The sequence below is a fragment of the Streptomyces altiplanensis genome (genome assembly GCF_053591575.1).
Genome location: NZ_JBSFUB010000217.1, coordinates 1 through 2,365, shown reverse-complemented (window position 1 = coordinate 2,365; position 2,365 = coordinate 1). Strand labels below are relative to the sequence as shown.

Genomic DNA, 2,365 nt, shown 5'->3' with positions numbered 1-2,365 from the left:
CGACGTTCCAACCCTCGCGTCGTCAAACGCAAGATGAGCAACTGGCACCTCAAACATCCCTACCACCGCAACCCACCCCCACCACTGGCTCCCACCGTCACACTGGTGCCACCCACCAAACCAACCAGCAGACCCCGGAAACCCGCTTAAATCACCGGTATTGGACCTAGGCCGTGTTTTAGGTTCGGTTTTCTATGCACGCCCTGCATGCTGATGATCAAGGTGTGGGGCGAGGGGATCTTTCTGATGAGCAGTGGTCGGTGCTGGAGTCGTTGCTGCCTGCGGTGGGCATAAGTCGCAGGTGGCCTGGCTGTCGGCGACTGGTAGACGGTGTGCGGTGGCGGGTTCGGGCCGGAGTTCCATGGCGGGACCTGCCGTTCGAGTACGGACCGTGGCAGACGGTGTATGGACTGTTCCGGAGATGGCAGCGTCGGGGTGTGCGGGCCCGGCTGCTGACGTTGTTGCAGGCGAGGGCTGATGCGGCCGGGCTGATCTTCTGGGAGGTCAATGTCGACTCCACCATCTGCCGGGCACACCAGCATGCTGCCGGTGCCCGCCGGCGCGGTGCTGTGCAGAAGGAACCGCCGGGCGGAGTGAGCGCCGAACCTGAAGACCATGGACTGGGCAGGTCGCGAGGCGGGTTCACCACGAAGATTCATCTGGCGTGTGAGCAGGGACAGAAGCCGTTGTCGCTGCTGATCACCGCCGGGCAGCGCGGTGACAGTCCTCAGTTCGAGCCGGTCCTGAACGCGATCGGGGTGCCCCGGCCTGGTGTCGGCCGGCCGAGAAGCCGCCCGCTGCGGGTGCGAGGCGATAAGGCGTACTCTTCACGCGCGAATCGCGCCTACCTGCGCAGACGTGGCATCAGGTGCACGATTCCTGAGCCGGTCGATCAGGTCCGCAACCGCAGGCGCCGCGGACGTGGCGGTGGCCGTCCGCCCTTCTTCGACCGCGAGGACTACAAGGCCCGGCACGCGGTCGAATGCGGGATCAACCGTCTCAAGCAGCACCGGGCCGTGGCGACCCGGTTCGACAAACTTGCGGTTCGGTTCGAGGTGACGGTTCAGGTCGCGGCGATTCATCAGTGGCTGTGAACCCTCAGCCTGCCGTCGTGCGGATGCCCCAGCAGGAGAGGACGGCCCTGCGCTCATTACGGAGGAAGGGCGCATTTCCTGGCATTGGCGCGGGGCGGTGCGTATGGGGTTGCACCTTCCGTAGCGGCATGTGGTCCGGTGGACTTACGTCCCGATCCCTTGAGGAAAGATCCCTGCTCATGCATTCGTCCTTCATGCCACCTCGCCAGGTCAAGATCGGTGACGCGGCGGCCTTCGCCGGCACCACGCCGCGGGCGATCCGTCATTACCACGAGATCGGCCTGCTCCCCGAGCCTGAGCGGGGCGGCGATGACCGCCGCCGCTACGGCTACGAAGACATGATCCGGCTGCTGTGGATTCGCAAGATGACCGACGCCGGGATCGCCCTGGACGACATCCGTGACGCCTTTACCACCGTCACGGCTTCCGCCGGTTCGGACAGCGGAGACGGTATCGCGGGCATCCTGGAACGGTTGGAGGAAACCCTCGCCGAGCAGGAAGCAGAAGTGCGGCGGCAGCGGACCGCCGTGCAGCGGATGCGCACCGAAGGCAGCCGGGTGGGTCTGCTCTCCGACTTCGTCACCGAACGCCTCAAGAGCCTGCCCGAGGGCTCCCTGTGTCAGGCGGACCTGGACAGCCTGCTGGTCACTGAGCGGATCTTCGGCCCGCTCGGCGCGGCCGTCCAGGCCACCCGCTTCGTCGTCCTGGCCACGCACCCCGCTCTGCGGGAGGACTCCGACCGCATCGATGACGCCGAGGAGGCACTCGATGACAGCGTCGCCGTCGATGATCCGCGCGTGGCCCAGGTGGCCGCCGAACGGCACGCCTTCGAAAGCGCCCTGCACGCCGTCATCGAGAAGTCCGGTCTGGAAAAGGACGACGATGCCCTCTTCGACGCCTGGGACGCTTTGCACCCTGCTCCCGCCCATGAGGGCGAGGACGAGGCCGATCTCAGCTCCGGCGGGCGGGAGACTGACTCCATGAGCGTGTTCGAAGCCATCGGCAAGATGCCCTACGACTTCTCCCCAGCCCGCCTGCGCTGTATGGAACTGGCCGTAGAACTCTCCGCCCAAGACTCACCCGCTACCTAAAACACGCCCTAAGGGCAATACCGCTGATTTAAGCGGGTTTCCGGGGTCTGCTGGTTGGTTTGGTGGGTGGCACCAGTGTGACGGTGTGAGGTTCCCCCCGCGAGCTGGACGGCTTGATACTGGGACAGATGGTCCTGGAGGAAGCAGTCACAAGTAGTGAGCACGAAGAGCAATATGAGT

At 65.2% G+C, this 2,365-nt stretch carries 2 protein-coding genes; both read left to right on the top strand.

Going from position 1 to position 2,365, the window contains the following annotated elements; all coding sequences use genetic code 11:
- Positions 1-224: 224 nt before the first annotated feature.
- Complete coding sequence (locus tag ACWD0Y_RS36560; RefSeq protein WP_450264561.1) at positions 225-1,094, top strand: IS5 family transposase; 870 nt, start codon at positions 225-227, stop codon at positions 1,092-1,094.
- 179 nt (positions 1,095-1,273) lie between these two features.
- On the top strand, positions 1,274-2,185 hold the full coding sequence (locus ACWD0Y_RS36555; protein ID WP_450264560.1) for a MerR family transcriptional regulator: 912 nt from the start codon (positions 1,274-1,276) through the stop codon (positions 2,183-2,185).
- The last annotated feature ends 180 nt before the right edge of the window (positions 2,186-2,365 follow it).

Coding starts and splice junctions, on each gene's coding strand:
- ACWD0Y_RS36555 (WP_450264560.1), top strand. CDS start 1,274: ATGCATTCGTCCTTCATGCCACCTCGCCAGGTCAAGATCGGTGACGCG.